We start from the raw sequence: 15570 nt of genomic DNA on the forward strand, positions 1-15570 counted from the left end.
GCGCATTCCCAACGCCGTAAGGGGATTGCAATCGACGCTAGTCCGCGCCCCTACTACCGTCAACTACGGCGTGGCGTGTACTCCTGAGGAGTATTTGGGTACTCGGAAGGTGACCTTGGTGCCGGCGTCGACCGCGGTTTCGACGACCAGGCCGTACGCGTCGCCGTACACCTGCCGGAGCCGGGCGTCGACGTTGCCGAGGCCGACCGAGTCGCTGCCGGACTCGCCGGACAGCGCGGCCCGGATCACCTCCGGGTCGCTGCCGGAGCCGTCGTCCTCGACGCTGATCTCGGCCTCGTTGATCCGGTCCCGGGCGCGGATCGTGATGTGCCCGACACCGGTAGTGCCCTCCAAGCCATGGCGTACGGCGTTCTCCACCAGCGGCTGGACGACCAGGAACGGGATGACCACCGGCAGTACCTCAGGCGCGATCTGCAGTGACACCTTGAGCCGGTCGCCGAACCGGGCCTGCTCCAGCACCAGATAGCGCTCCACGTTGCGCAACTCGTCGGCCAGCGTGGTGAACTCGCCGCCGCGCCGGAGTGCATAGCGGGAGAAGTCGGCGAACTCCAGCAGCAGCTCCCGCGCCCGGCCCGGGTCGGTCCGGACGAACGACGCGATCGCGGCCAGCGCGTTGTAGATGAAGTGTGGGCTGATCTGTGCCCGCAGTGCACGCAGCTCCGCCTCGATCGCGCGGGTGCGTTCCTTGTTGAGGTCGGCCAGCTCCACCTGGCCGGACACCCAGCGGGCGACCTCCTCGGTGGCCCGGACCAGCGCTGCCGACGAGCGGATGCTGTAGGCGACCAGTACGGCGACCACTCGCTCCTCGGTGACGATCGGCGCGACCACCGCAGTACGGATCGGGCATTGCGGGTCGCTGCAGGCCACGTCATGCGCTCCGAGCACCGCCGTACGTCCGGAGCGGAGTGTGGGAGCCGCGAGAGCCTTCGCATCGCCGCGGTGGTTGCTCTCGTACGGTCCACCGACTCCGTCCCACGCCAGTACGCCGGAGGAGTCGCAGATCGCGATGGCCGCCGTACCGAGGAGGTCTCTGAGGTGGCGGCTCGCCTTCCCGGCCGCCGCGGGCGTCAGACCCTCGCGCAGGTGGGGAGAGGCCAGCGAGGCGGTATGCAGGGTCGCATACGTCGCCTTGTCAGCCGGAGTCCCGAAATGCTTCCGCCGCCGTGCGAACACGTGTCGACGGTAGCCGGTCAACCCTCCGCGCGGGGTCTGAACGCGTCCAGGGCCTCGGTGTCGGAGTAGTTGGTCAGGAGGTACTCCTCCACCCACTCCTGCCGGCCGGGGTACGTCGACTCCGTGGTGATGCGCTCCGCGGCCTTGACGGCGTCGAGGGGTGCGCGGCGGAGCTGTACGCCGCCCGGAGTCAGCAACGCCCAGCTCGGGCCAGGAGCGCCGTACGGCATGCCGACGCTGCCGGCGTTGATCACCAGTCGCCGGTCCACCTGCCTGGCGAACGGCATGTGGGTGTGGCCGCACACAACCGTCCGCACGTCCTCAGGCAGCCCGGTGAAGACCTCGGCCCACCGGGAGATCGGGCTGTCGACCAGCACCATCTCCTCGTCGTCCCGTGGCGTCGCGTGGCAGAACAGCGCGTCCCCGATCGTCACAGTGGTGGGCAAGGGCGCCAGCAACTCCACCTGGTCCGGCCGCAACTTCTGTGCTGCCCACGGACTCACCGCATCCGGCGGTTCGCCCGTGCACGCGGCCCGGGCCATCTCCACCAGCTCCCGGTCGGCGTTCCCCCGCACCCACACCACCCGGTCGCCCAGTGACGTCAGCAGATCCAGAGTCTCGACCGGCTGCGGCCCACTGGCGATGTCCCCGGCCAGCACGATCGCATCGGCCGACCGTACGTCGTCCTCCGCCAGCACCGCCTCCAGAGCAGGCAACACCCCGTGCACGTCAGCCAGCACCGCTATACGTTCCATGCGGCCAGTCTGCCGCCAAACCCCTTACCCCCCAGGGATATCTGCTCTCGGCAGATCAGCTGCCGATCCGCAGATTGCCCTTGGCCAGTGGAGTTGCCTGCTCACAGGCGCCGGTGACGGTCGAGCAACGGATGATCGAGGCCGCGCTGTCCGGGCCGTCGTCGGCGAGCAGGAGCAGGTGCTGGTCGTCCTCGGCGACCGACTGTCGGAACGTCCCGGCCCACTCGTGCAGCAACGCGCCGGTCTTCGCATCCAGGGCTGATGCGATGCCATCGGCGTACCCGTCCCGGTAGAAGGGTGCTCCGATCGCGGTGCGGCCGTCCCGGGTGAAGCCCACGACCTGGTACTCGCAGGTGCGCCAGAGGCGCGTGCCACCCTCCACGGTGACGACGTTGGTGCAGCTGCTGTAGTCGGTGATGTTGATCAGTGAGGCGGCCACCGAGCCGTCCGCGGACAGCGCGGTCGGTTTCGGGATCGACTTGACCACAGTGGCCTTCGACGCACCCGGGACCCATTCGTACAGGTTCCAGGCGAGGGCGCCCTCGGCGGTCTCGGCCCGGAAGTAGACCTTGCCGTTGACGTAGCCGAGCGGGAACGCGTCCCAGACGTCCGGCACCGTGATCTTCTGGACCGATTCCTGCTCCGCATAGACCACGGCACCCGGAAGTGCCGCGCTCTGCTCGGACCGGCGAGTGGCGACGTACGCGGCGGCCAGGCCGTCCTCGGTGGTCACGATCCCGGTGACGTCGGGGGTGGTTCGCAGGACCGTCCCGCTGCTGTCGATCGTCAGCATCTCCGTGTCGGTGCCCTTGCTGACGACGGCCAGCACGGACTGGTTCAGGCGGGCGACGTCCCCGATGTCGCCCGTACCCGGGATCTTCACCTCCTGGCCGGGGCCGCCCTGGACGGTGCGGCCGGACAGGTAGGTGACCTGCGGGCCGCGTCCCTTCGGCAGCTCGGCCAGGTTGACCTTCGACTTCACCGGACCGCTCTTGGCCGGCGGTTTGGGAGTGGTGAGCGGCGTGCCCGATGGAGTCACCGACGGCGTGGCGGTGGGCGTCGCAGTCGGCTCGGCCGGGGGAGACGGGGAGCCGCTGAGTGGGGCGGCGTCGGCTTCCGCGACCTGAGGCCCTTGTCGGTAGGCGAGGCCTGCGCCGATGGCGACCGCGGCGACCGCGATCGACGCGACCAGGGCCACGAGGCGGCCGTTCTTGTTCCGCATCACGGCGCTCCTAACACGATGGACCCTGCTCTCATGATCCGAGCAACAGGGGTTCCGGGGACAAGGGTGTGGCCAGCTCGCACTGGCCGGTGCTGATCGCGCAGCGCACCACAGCGGAGCGGGACTGTGGTTCCTGCTGGTCGTGCCATTGCAGGAGGACATGGTCGTCGTCCTCCGCGACCGCGGCGCGCAGGGACGGCGCGGTCCATTGCCGGAGCAGCTTGCCGGTCTTCCCATCCAGGACCGCGGTGCGCTTCTCGCCGTACGGCTCACCAGTGCCGGGCGGCAGGCCGACGACGTACGCGTTGCCCGGGCTGAACCGGTCGAGCCGGTACTCGCAGGTCCGCCAGCGCTGCAGTTGGCTGGCCACGTCCATGACGGCCGAGCACTGGCCGCTGTCGGTGAAGACGGTCATCCCGGCCGCCAGACGGCCGTCGGCCGTCATCGAGACGGGTGACGTGACCTTGGGCAGCTCGCGGACCGTCATCTTCTCGGTGTCCCAGCGGTACAGGTCCCAGGAGTCACCCGGCTTCGTGCCGCCGTGGAAGTACACGGCATGACCGACCACCGCCAGGACTGCGACATCGGTGAGCTTCGGTTGTCGCAGTACGTCGGCCGGCCCGGTGGTGTGCTCCTGGAAGTACAACGTGCCGCCGGACTGGTGGTCGGAGAACCGGCCACCCGAGGCGAAGGCGACATACTTGCCGTCGGCACTGGTCACCAGGGAGTCGACGCTCCGGATCTCGTTCACGACCTTGCCGGTGTAGTCCTGCACCATCAGGAAGCTGCTGGTCGCGGTCGGGACCTGCACGGTCATGGTGGTGTCCCACAGCCGCGCCACGGCGATGATCTCGTTCGTACCGGGCACGCGGACCGGACTGCCGACTCCACCCAGGACCGTGCGGCCGCGGATGTACGTCAGCTGCGGACTCCTGCCGGTCGGGAGGTTCGTCGCGTCGATGATCCCGTTGGTGGCGCTCTTCACTGCGACGGGGGCGGTCCTCGCAGCGACGGGGGCGGTCTTCGCAGCGACGGATGCGGACAAGGGTGCGGCAGCAGCGCCGGTCTGGTCCTGTGGTCCGCGCATGGTGGCCAGCAGCCCGCCGCCCAGGACAGCAACCACCGCGATCGCGGCCGGCACCGCCACCAGCGACCGATTCCAGCTCGGCACCCGTCCCGTATCCATCCCCGTTGTGACGCATCAAGGCGTCCGTTTGTTCGCTCCGCCGAGCGATCGAGCATAATGCGTGCATGGACCAGCCAGCGCGGATCGGCCGGTACGCCCTGGTCCGCCGGGTCGGTGCCGGTGGTTTCGCGACGGTTTGGCTGGCCCGGGACGAGCAGCTGGACGCCGAGGTGGCGGTCAAGATCCTGTCCGACCTGTGGGTCGACGACGAGGACGTCCGCCGACGGTTCCTGGCCGAGGGACGCTTTCTGCGCAAGGTCGACTCGCGGTACGTCGTCGGGGTGCACGACATCGGTGAGGCCGAGGACGGACGACCGTACATGGTCCTCACCTACGCCGACGGCGGGACGCTCGCGGACCGGATCAAGGCCGGTTCGCTCGAGCTCGGCGAAGCGGTCCGCGTCATCACCGAGGTCGGCAAGGGCCTCAAGCACCTGCACACGCGCGGCGTTCTGCATCGCGACGTGAAGCCGGCCAACGTGCTGTTCCGCACCGAGCCGGATGGTGACCGCGCGATGCTCGGCGACCTCGGTCTGGGTAAAGCGGTTCAGGACGTGTCCCAGCTGACCATGCCCGGCGGCACTCCGGCGTACGTCGCGCCCGAGCAGGTGCGCGGCGAGCGGCTGGACCACCGGGCGGACCTCTACTCGCTCGGAGCGGTCGCGTACGCCGCCTTCACCGGCCAAGCGCCGCATGGTGTGGCGAGCCTCGGTGCGGTGATGCAGATCGAGTCACCGCCGCCGTCGATGACGACACTGCGCGCGGACGTCTCGGACGCGATCGACGTCGTCGTACGTCGTGCACTCGAGCCGGACCGGGACAAGCGGTGGCCGGATCTGGACAGCTTCCTCAACGCGTTGCGGGAGGCCCACGCCACCGGCAAGGTCCCGGTCGGACTGGTGCCGGCGGCCGAGATGCCGACGCCTGTGCCCAAGACGGCCGGTGGGGTCGACCAGGAGACCGCTCTGGTCAGTGCCAACGAGCCGACCGTCGCGGTTCCCCCGAAGCGGTCCGGCCGGTCCCGGGTGATCGCGACAGTGCTGGCCGTCGTACTGGCAGTCGGCGGCGGGTACGGCGGCTATCGGTACGTCTTGAGTCGCCCGGTGAAGGTGGAAGCCAACGGACTGTCGGTGGAGGTCCCGCGCGAGTGGTCCCAGAAGGCGCAGGCAGACACGCAGTTGCTGGTCGCCACCGAGACCGCCGCATGGCAGACGGATACGAGCGTCGAGGGTGTCTACCTCGGTCTGGTGGCCTCGTCGACGCTGCCCACGAGCGCGACGGCGCCCGAGGGCTGTACGTCGCTGACTCCGGAAACCTCTGACACGACCGCAACCTTCCGGTACAGCTGCAACAACGTGCCGACCGTTGTGGAGCAGTACCGGAAGGTGAGCGAGTCGACTCTGCTCCGCGTCCAGGTCCGTGAGGACAACCCGAAGAAGCGTCAGGCAGTGCTGGACTCCGCGGAGTACAAGCCTTAGGGGACCAGGGACGTCAAAGACGAGATCGAGGCCTTGTGCAGCCGGGGAATGACGTTGAGGGTGGCTGGGTCCGAGGCGTAGAGGTATGAGCCGGACTCGTAGACCAGGTACGCCGTTCCGTTGTACTCGGTGATGCCCTCGGTCATGCTCGGGGCCCGGAAGCAACTGAGTGCGGCGGCGTCCAGATCCTTCTGGCCGCGCTTCACGACGTACAGGTTGCTGCGGTTCCCACGCCCGTACGACGTGCTGTAGATGAAGTGGTTGGCGGTGACCGTCAGGCCCTGCGTCTTGGTCGGCACCTCCCACGCGCCGGCCACTGTGGTCAACGTTCCGTCGTCGGCGATCTTGTACTCGTACATGGTCCCGCGGCCGGTCTCGTTGAACGTCCCGGAGAACAGCGAGTCCCCGTAGCTGCCGATGAACGACGCGCCGGCCACGTCCCGCGCGGTCCCCACCTGCGCGAGGTACGGCGTACCCGCTGCCTTCAGGGCGTCCCGCAGCGAGGTCAGGCTGTACTTGCGGATGCTGCTGCCGGCGCCGGACACGAACGCCCAGCCCTTGCTGACGGTGATGCCGCCGACGTGCGACTCGGCGATCGCGACCACGCCGACGGTCGATCCGGTGGCCGGGTCGATGCCGTAGATCTGCGAGTCGGCGCCGGCGCGGTACGAGCCGACCAGCAGCAGGTTCTTGCCGGAGCCGTCCCAGTTGTACCAAGTGCCCGCGCCCTGTGGGGTGTAGGTGCTCAGGTTGGGGATGCTCGCGCTGTTGCTGAACCGGGCGTCGTACTTCTTCGACGCGGACGGGCCGTCGTAGAAGGTCGCGCCGCCGGTGGTGGCGGTGTCGCAGGTGATCGCTGCACTGGCGGGCAGCGCGGCGGTCAGTGCGGCCGCGGACGTGACGACGGCGGTCAGGATGGCGAGGGGGCGACGGGCCATGAGTGAAGTCCTCTTCGGTCGGGCGGAAACCTACGAGAGTCTTAGCGTATGACGACAATCAGTAACATGGCCAGTAACGACCACAGCATTCCGGGCGGCGAGGTCGGGAACGGACGCCGTACGGTAGGCGCATGACCGATCTGTCCGCGGCGATCGACCGCGTTCTGCCCAGTGTCCGTGCCGACCTCGAGGACCTCATCCGGATCCCGTCGGTCAGCTACGAACCCGCCCGCGCGGCCGACGTCCAACGCTCCGCCGAGGCGACCGCGGCGCTGTTCGAGGCCGAGGGGTTCACGGTGAAGATCGTCCGGGCCGGCGACGGCGCGCCCGCGGTGATCGCGAAGAAGGCCGCGCCGGCCGGCAAGCCGACCGTGCTGCTGTACGCGCACCATGACGTCCAGCCGACCGGGCCGGTCGAGCAGTGGACCTCGGACCCGTTCGTGCCGACCGAGCGCGGCGACCGGCTGTACGGCCGGGGTGCCGCCGACGACAAGGCCGGCATCGCCGCGCACCTGGCCGCTGTACGGGCCTTCGGCAACGATCTGCCGGTGGGTGTGACCGTGTTCGTCGAGGGCGAGGAGGAGATCGGCTCGCCGACCCTGCTGCAGTTGCTGGACGACTACTCCGAGGAGCTCGCCGCCGACGCGATCGTGATCGCCGACTCGGGCAACTGGGACGTCGGCCGGCCGGCGCTGACCGTGTCGCTGCGCGGCCTGGTCGAGGCGTACGTCGAGGTGCGGACGCTCGATCACGCGGTCCACTCGGGGTTGTTCGGTGGGCCGATCCCGGACGCACTGTCGACGCTGTGCCGCCTGCTCGCCACCCTGCACGACGACAAGGGTGACGTCGCGGTGGACGGGCTGCACGCTTCGCGGGCGGCGGATGTGGACTATCCCGAAGCGCGGCTGCGCGCCGAGTCGAGTGTGCTGGATTCCGTCCGGCTGACCGGCTCGGGTTCGCTTGTCGACCGCCTGTGGACACGGCCGTCGATCGCCGTACTGGGCATCGACGCGCCGTCCGTGGCGGAGGCCAGCAACACCCTGGTGCCGGTCGCGCGGGCCAAGGTGAGCCTGCGGGTCGCGCCGGGCGACGACGCGATCAAGGCGAGCGCGGCGCTGAAGGCACACCTCGAGAACCACGCGCCCTGGGGTGCGCAGGTCACCGTCACCGAGGGACAGAACGGCCAGCCCTGCAGCGTGAACGCGCGCGGCGCCGGGTACGAAGCGGCCCGGTCCGCATTCCAGACCGCGTGGGGTGTCGAGCCGATCGACATGGGCATGGGCGGGTCGATCCCGTTCATCGCGGAGTTCCAGCAGACCTTCCCGGAGGCCTCGATCCTGGTCACCGGCGTGGAGGATCCGGACACCCGCGCCCACGGCATCGACGAGGGCCTGCACCTCGCCGAGTTCACCAAGGTCTGCCTGGCCGAAGCCCTTCTCCTTCAGAACTTGGCGAACCAAGCGTGACCGGGCTTTCCGGCGACCCAGTGTTTGGCATAGGTTTCGGCGAGTGAAGATCGCAGTCGTACGGGAGACCAGACCGGCGGAGCGCCGGGTCGCGCTGGTGCCGGAACAAGTCGCGAAACTCATCGAGCTCGGCTACGAGGTGGCGGTCGAGCCGGCCGCCGGCGAACGGGCCCTGTACTCCGACGACCAGTACCGCGATGCCGGTGCCGAGGTCGCCTGGGGCGCCGACCACGCGGCCACCATCGTGACGTCGGTCCAGCCGTTGGAGCGGGAACGCCTGCAGCGGCTGCACGCCGGTACGGCGCTGATGTCGTTCCTGCCGACGAATCCACCGGATGTGGTCCGCACCGCAACCACGGCGAAGCTCACCGCGTTCGCGATGGAGCTCGTCCCGCGGATCTCGCGCGCCCAGTCGATGGACGCGCTGTCCTCCCAGGCGCTGGTCGCCGGGTACCGCGCCGCGATCGTGGCGGCCGAGCGGCTGCCGCGATTCTTCCCGCTGAGCATGACCGCGGCGGGCACCGTGCCGCCGGCCCAGGTCCTGGTCCTCGGCGCCGGCGTCGCCGGCCTGCAGGCCATCGCGACCGCCAAGCGGCTCGGCGCCGTCGTCAGGGCGTACGACGTCCGGACCGCGGCCGCCGAGGAGATCGCCTCGATGGGCGCGCAGCCGATCGAGCTCGAGCTCGGCACCCTGGACGGCCCCGGTGGGTACGCCCGCGAGATGACGCCGGAACGGGCCCAGCTCCAGCGTGAGCTGCTGACCCCGTTCGTCGCCGCCGCGGACGCGCTGATCACGACCGCCGCCGTACCCGGGCGGACCGCGCCGATCCTGGTGTCGCGAGCGATGGTCGAGCAGATGAAGCCCGGCTCCGTCGTCGTCGACCTGGCCTCCGAGCAGGGCGGCAATGTCGAGGGCTCGGTGGCCGGCACCGAGCTCACCATCGGCAACGCGCTGGTCTGGGGCGGCGCGAACGTCGCCAGCCAGATGGCCGGACCGGCCAGCCGGCTCTACGGTCAGAACATCGCGAACCTGATCCGCCTGATGACCCGGAACGCCTCGTTCGATCCGGACTTCAACGACGAGATCGTCCGCGGCTGCTGCGTCACCCACGACGGCAGCGTGCTCCACGAGCCGACCCGCGAGCTCCTGAAAGGACAGTCCCTGTGACCGAGTCCATCGCGCTGCTGACGATCTTCGTCCTTGCGGCGTTCGTCGGGGTCGAGGTGATCAGCAAGGTCTCCTCGACCCTGCACACCCCGCTGATGTCCGGCGCGAACGCCATCCACGGCGTCATCCTGGTCGGCGCCATCATCGTCACCGGGCAGGCCGACTCCGCGATCGTGGTGGTCGTCGGGCTCCTGGCCGTCGTACTCGCGACCGTCAACATGGTCGGCGGATTCGTGGTCACCGACCGGATGCTGCAGATGTTCAAAGGCCCGGGGGCACGCAAGAAGGAGCTGCGCAAGTGATCCCCACCTGGGCCCAGATCGGTTACCTGGTCGCCGCGGTCTGCTTCATCATCGCGCTGAAGGCGCTGTCGTCGCCCCGCAGTGCCCGGGCCGGCAACCTGCTCGGTGCCGCCGGCGCGGTGCTCGCCGTCATCATCACCTTCGTCGCCTACAAGCCCGATCACCTGACGCCGATCCTGATCGCGCTGGCGGCCGGCACGGTCGTCGGTGTGGTCGGATCGCGCCGGGTGCAGATGACGCACATGCCGCAGCTCGTTGCCCTCTTCAACGGTGTCGGCGGTGGCGCGGCCGCGCTGGTCGCGTTGATCGAGCTCGGCGAGGTCAGCGCCGACGCGACGGTGGCCGCGATCGCGACCGCGTTCACCATCCTGGTCGGTGCGGTCAGCTTCTCCGGCTCGATCGTGACGTTCGCCAAACTACAGGAACTGATGACCACCCGGCCGGTGACGTTCCCCGGTCTGCCGGTGCTCTTCATCGCTTCGATCATCGGCGGGATCGCGCTGGCCGGCTGGCTCGTCTCCGATCCGCGCGTGTGGGTCGGCGTACTGCTCTGCCTGGTCGGTCTTGCGGTCGGCGTGATGCTGGTGCTGCCCGTGGGCGGTGCCGACGTACCGATCGTCATCTCGCTGCTGAACGCCTTCACCGGCCTCACCGTGGCCGCGGGCGGTTACGTGCTCGGCAACACCCTGCTGCTGGTGGCCGGCACGCTCGTCGGCGCCGCCGGTACGTTGCTGACCAAGCTGATGGCGGACGCGATGGGCCGATCCGTCTTCAACATCCTCTTCGGTGCCGTCCGCGGTGGTTCGACTCTGGGTGGCGGTGCGCCGTCCGAGCGGCCGGTCATCTCCGGCGGCGCGGAAGACGTCGCCATCCTGCTCGGGTACGCGAACAAGGTCATCATCGTGCCCGGGTACGGGCTGGCCGTGGCGCAGGCGCAGCACACGCTGCGCGACCTGGTCGACGAGCTGCAGAGCCGCGGCGTGAAGGTCGACTACGCGATCCACCCGGTGGCCGGCCGGATGCCCGGCCACATGAACGTGCTGCTGGCCGAGGCCCAGGTGCCGTACGACCAGTTGCGCGAGATGGACGACATCAACGGCGACTTCAAGTCGACGGACGTCGTCCTGGTGGTCGGCGCCAACGACGTCGTCAACCCCGCCGCGCGGAACACGCCCAGCGCCCCGATCTACGGGATGCCGATCCTGAACGCCGACGAGGCGCAGCGGGTGATCTTCCTCAAGCGCTCCATGCGTCCGGGATTCGCCGGCATCGAGAACGAGCTCCTCTACGACCCCCGGACGACCCTGCTGTTCGGCGACGCCCGCGAATCCCTCACCAAGCTTCTGGCCGCACTGAAGAGCGTCTGACCGGAGGCGGTCAGACCCAGCCGCGCTTCGCTGCCGCCACACCCAGCTCGAAGCGGCTGGCGGCATTGAGGCGCTCCGACAGGGTCGCGGTGATTCGCCGGGCCGTCCGCAACGAGATGCCCAGCAGACGCGCGACCTGTTCGTCCTTCGCGCCGCCCGCGAGCAGCCGCAGTACTTCGGCCTCGTGGGGCGTCAGGGGCGCGTTGTCCTCCCGGTCGTCCGCGTCGAAGAGCTCGGTGGCCCGGGCCCAGTAGGAGTCGAACAAGGCGAGCGCGACCGAGACCACGGCGGGGCTGCGGTGGATGACCGCGCCGACGGTCGGGTTCTCCGGGTCCATCGGCATGACCGCGATCTCCTGGTCGAAGATCAGCAGCCGCAGCGGCAGCGTGGGCGTCGCCCGGATCTCGCCGCCGAGCTGGTGCATGGCCGCGGCGTAGTCCAGTGCCTGCTTGGACGAGGTGATGCTCTGGAGATAGACGGTCCGCATCCGTAGCCCGCGCTCGAGCAACGGAACATCCGGCGACTTGTCGAACGGGTGGGTGACGTCGTCGATGTGCGCGGGCACCAGGCCCCACAGCGCGTCCTTGGCCTTCAGGCCCAGCTCTTCGATCCGCCGGGAGGCGTTCGCCCGGCCGTTGAGCACTTCGACGTCCCCACTGCTGCGCGCGGTCAGGAGCTCGTTGTACTGCTCGGCCAGCACCTCGGCCGAGGCTTCGGCTTCCTTGAGCTCGCCGAGCATCTTGTTCAACTCGGTCCGGCGGCGCTCGGCCAGGCCGGTCAGGCCAACCCGCGGGTGCACCGCGTGCTCACCGTCGGGGTTCGTCCAGGTCGGGACGAGCAGCTCCAGCCTGCGGAGCTTCTCCATCAGCTCGTGAACCTCGGTCACCGGCCTTTTTACTAGCGCGGCAATGTTCTCGGGCGTACTGTCTGGGTGGCTGAGAAGGGCGTGATAAACCGCGAAGGTGGCTTCATCAACACCCAGCGGCTCGAGCACGTCCTCCTCCTTCTCAGTCTTGTCGGAACCGACCATATACAGAGCGCGTCGACACAGAGCACTCCTCAGCCGGTTCCGGCTCATTTTCGAAGGGACAGATGTGTGATCAGGAAATTGCTCATTGTAGTTGGTGTGGCCGCGGTGCTGACATTGGGCGGCGCCCCACTCACCGCGTCGGCGGCCGGAGGCAGTGAACCGGGCTGTATCCCGGTGCTCTGCTGGTGACCGTAGCTTTCCACTGAGTAGTCGTACGACGGGCTCCCTGTGCCCGGCCATCGGATCGGGCCAGGGCACCCCGTGACGTCCCGTAGACTGACGCCGTGGCTCGTGGCGATGGTCGGCTAACCCATGACCTTGACCCGCAGGACCTGGGACCGCAGGACGCGTGTGGCGTCTTCGGGGTCTGGGCACCCGGGGAAGAGGTTGCCAAACTCACCTACTTCGGGCTCTACGCCTTGCAGCATCGAGGGCAGGAGTCGGCTGGCATCGCAGTCAGCAACGGAAGCCAGATTCTGGTCTACAAGGACATGGGTCTGGTCAGTCAGGCGTTCGACGAGGCGACCCTCGCGTCGCTGCGCGGACACATCGCGATCGGCCACTGCCGGTACTCGACGACCGGGTCCAGTGTCTGGGCCAACGCGCAGCCGACGTTCCGGTCGACCGCGACCGGGTCGATCGCGCTCGGGCACAACGGGAACCTGACCAACACCGGTGAGCTGGCCGAGAGCCTGAACGGCGGCGGCGACCTCGATCTCGGTCTGGACGCCGACGTCGAGCACGCCAAGGCGAACGCGAAGCACGGCGCCTCCTCCGACACCGACATCCTCACCTCGATGCTCGCCGGGTACCCGGACCTGACCATCGAGCAGGCGGCCGCGAAGGTGCTGCCGAAGGTCAAGGGCGCCTACAGCCTGATCTTCATGGACGAGAACACCCTGTACGCCGCTCGCGACCCGCAGGGCATCCGCCCGCTGGTGCTGGGCCGGCTGGAGCGCGGCTGGGTGATCGCCAGCGAGACCGCTGCCCTCGACATCGTCGGCGCCTCGTTCATCCGAGAGGTGGAGCCGGGCGAGATCGTCGCGGTCGACGCCGACGGCCTGCGCTCGACCCGGTTCGCCGAGCCGGACCCGAAGGGCTGCCTGTTCGAGTTCGTCTACCTGGCCCGCCCGGACACCCAGATCTCCGGCCGGCGGATCTACTCCACCCGCGTCGAGATCGGCCGCCGGCTGGCCGGCGAGCACCCGGCCGACGCCGACCTGGTCATCGCCACCCCCGAGTCCGGGACGCCCGGCGCGATCGGGTACGCCGAAGCGTCCGGCATCCCGTACGGATCGGGCCTGGTCAAGAACGCGTACGTCGGCCGCACGTTCATCCAGCCCAGCCAGACGATCCGCCAACTGGGGATCCGGCTGAAGCTGAACCCGCTGCGCGAGGTGATCGAGGGCAAGCGGCTGGTCGTGGTCGACGACACGATCGTGCGCGGCAACACCCAGCGCGCGGTGATCCGGATGCTGCGCGAGGCCGGCGCGAAGGAGATCCACGTCCGGATCACGGCGCCGCCGGTCAAGTGGCCGTGCTTCTACGGCATCGACTTCGCCAGCCGCGCCGAACTGATCGCGAACGGGCTGAACACCGAGGAGATCTGCCGCTCGCTCGGCGCCGACTCGCTCGGCTACATCAGCCTGGACGGCCTGATCGCGGCGACCACAGTGCCGAAGGACAAGCTCTGCCGTGCGTGCTTCGACGGGGTCTACCCGGTCGCGCTGCCGGATCCGGAGCAGCTCGGCAAGCACCTGCTGGAGCTGCCGGTGTCCACCGACGTCGACGGCCTGGCCACGGTCTCCGGTGGCGCCGGTGCCGCCGACGCCCTGAGCCGTCCGTAGCCAGATCAGCCCGGCGTACGTCGTACCGCCGGAGTATCGAGGAGATGAACGTGAGCGAAGGCGCGAGCTACGCCGCTGCCGGAGTCGACATCGAGGCCGGTGACCGGGCCGTCGAGCTGATGAAGGAATGGGTGGCGAAGGCGACCCGCCCGGAGGTGGTCGGCGGGCTCGGCGGGTTCGCCGGGCTGTTCGACGCGACCGCGCTCACGTCGTACCGGCGGCCGCTGCTGGCGACCTCGACGGACGGGATCGGGACGAAGGTCGCGATCGCGCAGAAGCTGGACAAGCACGACACGATCGGGTTCGACCTGGTCGGGATGGTCGTCGACGACCTGGTCGTCTGCGGCGCCGAGCCGCTGTTCATGACCGACTACATCTGCACCGGCAAGGTGGTCCCGGAGACGATCGCGCAGATCGTGAAGGGCATCGCCGAGGCGTGCGTGGAGGCCGGTACGGCGCTCGTCGGCGGGGAGACCGCCGAACACCCGGGCCTGCTCGAGCCGGACGAGTACGACGTGGCCGGTGCGTCGACCGGTGTGGTCGAGGCCGACGAGGTGCTCGGTGCGGAGCGAGTCCGCGCGGGCGACGTCGTCGTGGCGATGGCCTCCTCCGGCCTGCACTCGAACGGGTACTCCCTGGTCCGCCACGTCTTCTTCAACCGCGCCCGCTGGACGCTCGACCGGGTCGTGCCGGAGCTGGGTATGACGCTGGGCGAGGTGCTGCTGACTCCGACCCGGGTGTACGCGAAGCACTGCCTGGAGCTGATCGCGGAGCTGAACGGCGACGTCGAGGGTGACGCCAAGCCGCTGCACGCGATGTCGCACATCACCGGCGGTGGGTTCGCGGCGAACCTGGCCCGGGTCATCCCCGAGGCCCTCTCGGTCCGCATCGACCGGTCGACCTGGGCGCCGGCGCCGATCTTCGGCCTGGTCGGGCTGCTCGGCGACGTCGCTCTGCCCGAACTGGAGAAGACGTTGAACATGGGTGCCGGCATGGTCGCCGTACTCGACCCGTCGTCCGCTGACGCCGCGATCGCCGAGCTGGCGTCCCGCGACATCCCGGCCTGGGTCTGCGGTGAGGTCACCGCGACGCCCGGTGGCACGGTCGCCCTGGAAGGCACCTACGCCAAGTAAGGACCCGCGCAGGTAGCTCTCAGGCCGTGCCGACCCAGGCGCCGCCCGCTCGAGCAACCGATTTCTGGGTAGGCTCGACCGCTCCGGGTGGTGCTGGTGTGGTGGAACACGTCGGGCGCACGGTCAGCCTGCTCAGCACCCGAGGGCACTGAGCAGGTCAGCCGAGCTGTCGTTGCTTACCGACGGGGGTGGTATTCGTCGGCGTCGTATTCGTCGCCGTCGTTGTCGCCGTTCGCAGAACGGTCGCCACCCTGGTCACCGGACAGCTCTTTCTTGAGCTGGTCCAAGTCGGTGTCCCAGGTGCGGTACTTCAGGTCGCGAGCGACCTTCGTCTGCTTGGCCTTTGCACGGCCGCGCCCCATAGCGTCGACCCCCTCGCACAAGTCAACCGGGTACGCAGCGTGGCGCCCACGGATCAGTCGTCAGTAATCGTGCTTCTAGGTTACCCGGACCCGGGGATCGACACACGCACGACCCCCTGGCT

At 69.2% G+C, this 15570-nt stretch carries 14 protein-coding genes; 7 read left to right on the forward strand and 7 right to left on the reverse strand.

Annotated features, from left to right (window positions below; genetic code table 11):
- Positions 1-63 precede the first annotated feature (63 nt).
- Genes ACIBG5_RS09590 through ACIBG5_RS09605 form a run of 4 tightly spaced genes read right to left on the reverse strand, consistent with a single transcriptional unit; the run spans position 64 to position 4342 of the window.
- Positions 64-1194 (reverse strand): histidine kinase, encoded by a 1131-nt coding sequence (locus tag ACIBG5_RS09590; protein ID WP_396391099.1) that lies wholly within the window; start codon positions 1192-1194, stop codon positions 64-66.
- A gap of 17 nt (positions 1195-1211) precedes the next feature.
- On the reverse strand, positions 1212-1949 hold the full coding sequence (locus ACIBG5_RS09595; protein WP_396391100.1) for a metallophosphoesterase family protein: 738 nt from the start codon (positions 1947-1949) through the stop codon (positions 1212-1214).
- 55 nt (positions 1950-2004) lie between these two features.
- The gene (locus ACIBG5_RS09600) at positions 2005-3171 is read right to left on the reverse strand and encodes a hypothetical protein (protein WP_396391101.1); all 1167 of its coding nucleotides are present in this window, start codon (positions 3169-3171) and stop codon (positions 2005-2007) included.
- 31 nt (positions 3172-3202) lie between these two features.
- On the reverse strand, positions 3203-4342 hold the full coding sequence (locus tag ACIBG5_RS09605) for a hypothetical protein (RefSeq protein ID WP_396391102.1): 1140 nt from the start codon (positions 4340-4342) through the stop codon (positions 3203-3205).
- A gap of 80 nt (positions 4343-4422) precedes the next feature.
- Between ACIBG5_RS09605 and ACIBG5_RS09610 the strand changes: the two genes are divergently transcribed.
- Positions 4423-5835: a serine/threonine-protein kinase gene (locus tag ACIBG5_RS09610; RefSeq protein WP_396391103.1), complete on the forward strand. Its 1413-nt coding sequence runs from the start codon at positions 4423-4425 to the stop codon at positions 5833-5835.
- Here the strand turns inward: ACIBG5_RS09610 and ACIBG5_RS09615 are convergent.
- On the reverse strand, positions 5832-6773 hold the full coding sequence (locus ACIBG5_RS09615; RefSeq protein WP_396391104.1) for a hypothetical protein: 942 nt from the start codon (positions 6771-6773) through the stop codon (positions 5832-5834). The two genes, ACIBG5_RS09610 and ACIBG5_RS09615, sit on opposite strands and share 4 nt — an antisense overlap.
- 131 nt (positions 6774-6904) lie before the next feature.
- On the opposite strand from ACIBG5_RS09615, the gene ACIBG5_RS09620 reads away from it, so the two are divergent.
- From ACIBG5_RS09620 to ACIBG5_RS09635, 4 genes are read left to right on the forward strand one after another with little or no spacing between them, the layout of a single operon-like run.
- On the forward strand, positions 6905-8239 hold the full coding sequence (locus tag ACIBG5_RS09620; protein ID WP_396391105.1) for a dipeptidase: 1335 nt from the start codon (positions 6905-6907) through the stop codon (positions 8237-8239).
- Positions 8240-8282: 43 nt separating this feature from the next.
- Positions 8283-9407 (forward strand): NAD(P) transhydrogenase subunit alpha, encoded by a 1125-nt coding sequence (locus ACIBG5_RS09625; protein WP_396391106.1) that lies wholly within the window; start codon positions 8283-8285, stop codon positions 9405-9407.
- Complete coding sequence (locus ACIBG5_RS09630; RefSeq protein ID WP_131361547.1) at positions 9404-9709, forward strand: NAD(P) transhydrogenase subunit alpha; 306 nt, start codon at positions 9404-9406, stop codon at positions 9707-9709. The genes ACIBG5_RS09625 and ACIBG5_RS09630 overlap by 4 nt, the downstream gene beginning before the upstream one ends.
- On the forward strand, positions 9706-11076 hold the full coding sequence (locus ACIBG5_RS09635) for an NAD(P)(+) transhydrogenase (Re/Si-specific) subunit beta (protein ID WP_396391107.1): 1371 nt from the start codon (positions 9706-9708) through the stop codon (positions 11074-11076). Before ACIBG5_RS09630 ends, ACIBG5_RS09635 begins: the two co-directional genes overlap by 4 nt.
- A gap of 10 nt (positions 11077-11086) precedes the next feature.
- Here the strand turns inward: ACIBG5_RS09635 and ACIBG5_RS09640 are convergent, their stop codons facing one another.
- The gene (locus tag ACIBG5_RS09640) at positions 11087-12070 is read right to left on the reverse strand and encodes a LuxR C-terminal-related transcriptional regulator (protein WP_396391108.1); all 984 of its coding nucleotides are present in this window, start codon (positions 12068-12070) and stop codon (positions 11087-11089) included.
- Positions 12071-12390: 320 nt separating this feature from the next.
- On the opposite strand from ACIBG5_RS09640, the gene purF reads away from it, so the two are divergent.
- Entirely contained in the window at positions 12391-13953 is a 1563-nt protein-coding gene (gene purF, locus ACIBG5_RS09645) for an amidophosphoribosyltransferase (protein WP_360442350.1), read from the forward strand.
- 44 nt (positions 13954-13997) lie between these two features.
- Entirely contained in the window at positions 13998-15086 is a 1089-nt protein-coding gene (gene purM / locus ACIBG5_RS09650; RefSeq protein WP_396391109.1) for a phosphoribosylformylglycinamidine cyclo-ligase, read from the forward strand.
- Between the two features lie 176 nt (positions 15087-15262).
- On the opposite strand, the gene ACIBG5_RS09655 is transcribed toward purM, so the two are convergent.
- The gene (locus tag ACIBG5_RS09655; RefSeq protein WP_393394111.1) at positions 15263-15448 is read right to left on the reverse strand and encodes a DUF3073 domain-containing protein; all 186 of its coding nucleotides are present in this window, start codon (positions 15446-15448) and stop codon (positions 15263-15265) included.
- Positions 15449-15570 lie beyond the last annotated feature (122 nt).

It is taken from the genome of Kribbella sp. NPDC050241 (assembly GCF_044459685.1).
In the GTDB taxonomy this organism is placed as follows: Bacteria; Actinomycetota; Actinomycetes; order Propionibacteriales; family Kribbellaceae; genus Kribbella.

Coding starts and splice junctions, on each gene's coding strand:
- ACIBG5_RS09595 (WP_396391100.1), bottom strand. CDS start 1,949: ATGGAACGTATAGCGGTGCTGGCTGACGTGCACGGGGTGTTGCCTGCT.
- ACIBG5_RS09600 (WP_396391101.1), bottom strand. CDS start 3,171: ATGCGGAACAAGAACGGCCGCCTCGTGGCCCTGGTCGCGTCGATCGCG.
- ACIBG5_RS09610 (WP_396391103.1), top strand. CDS start 4,423: ATGGACCAGCCAGCGCGGATCGGCCGGTACGCCCTGGTCCGCCGGGTC.
- ACIBG5_RS09615 (WP_396391104.1), bottom strand. CDS start 6,773: ATGGCCCGTCGCCCCCTCGCCATCCTGACCGCCGTCGTCACGTCCGCG.
- ACIBG5_RS09620 (WP_396391105.1), top strand. CDS start 6,905: ATGACCGATCTGTCCGCGGCGATCGACCGCGTTCTGCCCAGTGTCCGT.
- purM (WP_396391109.1), top strand. CDS start 13,998: ATGAACGTGAGCGAAGGCGCGAGCTACGCCGCTGCCGGAGTCGACATC.
- ACIBG5_RS09655 (WP_393394111.1), bottom strand. CDS start 15,448: ATGGGGCGCGGCCGTGCAAAGGCCAAGCAGACGAAGGTCGCTCGCGAC.